General features: G+C 66.9%; 2 protein-coding genes. One reads left to right on the top strand and one right to left on the bottom strand.

Annotated elements, in window-relative coordinates:
* Positions 1 to 272, bottom strand: a 272-nt coding sequence (locus tag H3O04_RS35200) for an alkaline phosphatase family protein (protein ID WP_272929923.1), incomplete at its 3' end; no start/stop codon positions are given.
* Positions 273 to 492: 220 nt separating this feature from the next.
* Between H3O04_RS35200 and H3O04_RS35195 the strand changes: the two genes are divergently transcribed.
* The gene (locus H3O04_RS35195; protein WP_202589501.1) at positions 493 to 1,842 is read left to right on the top strand and encodes a cytochrome-c peroxidase; all 1,350 of its coding nucleotides are present in this window, start codon (positions 493 to 495) and stop codon (positions 1,840 to 1,842) included.
* Positions 1,843 to 1,897 lie beyond the last annotated feature (55 nt).

Here is a 1,897-nt window from a genome sequence, read left to right as displayed (position 1 = left end):
GTGAGGCCGCCCCAGATCTTCGGCAGCGTCGCCATCGTCGAGCCGTCGCGATCCTTCTGCACCGAATTCGCGGCCGTCGCATTCTGCAGACCGTTCGCGCCCGGGAAGTTGCCGTACAGGTTGTCGAAGCTGCGGTTTTCCGCGTAGATCACGACGACGTTCTTGACGGCCGACAGGCCCTGTTGCGTGACGTCGTCGCCGCCGCAGGCGGTCAGGCTGAGCGCGGCCGCGAGGGCGATCGGCGTGTAGCGAATCCAGGCGTGCTTCTTCATGCGATGTTCTCTCTCATTCGTCGTTGGTCGCGTGTGGGAACCGGGTGGCGGGAGGGCCGGCGCGCGAACCTCGCGGTACCGCCCGGCTGCGCGCATTATCTGGAACCGATTTGACAGCCGGGTGTAGGGACGCTTTCAATTGACTGTCGGTTGAACGTCATCCAACGGTCACGGAACTGACATAAGCTCCGGCCGATTGCCCACCGCTACCAGAACAACGATGCACACCCTTCTGAAATCCTTCGCGTCCGCGCGATCGCTGATCCCGGCCGCGGCGACGCTCGCGATGGTCGGCGCGCTCGCGGCGCTGGCCGGTTGCGATGCGCAGCCCGGCACGAGTGCGTCGGCCGCGTCCGTCGTACCGGCGGCGCAGGCCGCTCCGGCCGCCCCGGCGGTCGCGCCGGCCAGCCAGCCGCAGACGCGTGCGCAGGTGTTCGAGGGCGTGAAGCAGATGACGGCGCTCGGCAAGCAGCTGTTCTTCGATCCGTCGCTGTCCGGGTCCGGCAAGCTCGCTTGTGCGTCGTGCCATAGCGCCGAACATGCGTTCGGGCCGCCGAATGGGCTGTCGGTGCAGCTGGGCGGCGACGACATGCACCGTACCGGCTTTCGCGCGGTGCCGTCGCTGAAGTACCTGCGCGGTATCCCGCCGTTCAGCGAGCACTTCCACGATTCGCCGGACGAAGGTGACGAAAGCATCGACGCGGGGCCGACCGGCGGGCTGACCTGGGATGGTCGCGTCGATACGCGCGATGCGCAGGCGCGCATTCCGCTCACGTCGCCGTTCGAGATGAGCAGCTCGCCCGCGCGGGTCGCGAAGGCGGTTCGCGCCGCGCCGTATGCCGACGCGTTCCGCAAGGCGTTCGGCGACCAGGTGCTCGGCGACGACCGGGCGACGTTCGATGCGGTGCTGCGCGCGCTCGACGCATTCCAGCAGCAGCCGGCGCTGTTCGATCCGTACACGAGCAAATACGACGCGTATCTGGCCGGCCACGCGCAGCTCACGCCCGCGGAGTTGCACGGCCTGCAGCTGTTCAACGAAGAGAAGAAGGGCAACTGCGCGAGCTGCCACATCAGCCAGCGCACGCTCGAAGGCGGCCCGCCGCAGTTCAGCGATTTCGGGCTGATCGCGATCGCGGTGCCGCGCAACCGCGCGCTGCCGGTCAATCGCGACCCGCGCTTTTACGATCTCGGCGCCTGCGGCCCCGAGCGCACCGACCTGAAGGGCCGCGACGAATTCTGCGGGCTGTTCCGCACGCCGTCGCTGCGCAACGTCGCGCTGCGCAAGACGTTCTTCCACAACGGCGTGTATCACTCGCTCGAGGACGTGATGCGCTTCTACGTCGAACGCGACATCCATCCGGAGAAGTTCTATCCGGTCGTGCACGGCAAGGTGCAGATCTACGACGATCTGCCGAAGCGCTACTGGCCGAACATCAACCGCGAAGCGCCGTTCGACCGCAAGCGCGGCGACCAGCCGGCGCTGAACGCGGCCGAGATCAAGGACGTGATCGCGTTCCTGGGCACGCTGACTGATGGATATCAGCAAACGGGTGCGTTAGCCAAGCCCTAGAGGCGTTCATTACAGCACGCATGCTATGCTCGCTCGCTGACGGGCGTGGCGCATA

The organism is Burkholderia sp. KCJ3K979, from assembly GCF_016759955.1.
GTDB classification, from domain to species: domain Bacteria; phylum Pseudomonadota; class Gammaproteobacteria; order Burkholderiales; family Burkholderiaceae; genus Burkholderia; species Burkholderia orbicola.
The sequence above is the reverse complement of the archived record's forward strand: the minus strand, read 5'-3'. Positions and strand labels throughout refer to the sequence as shown.

Coding starts and splice junctions, on each gene's coding strand:
- H3O04_RS35195 (WP_202589501.1), top strand. CDS start 493: ATGCACACCCTTCTGAAATCCTTCGCGTCCGCGCGATCGCTGATCCCG.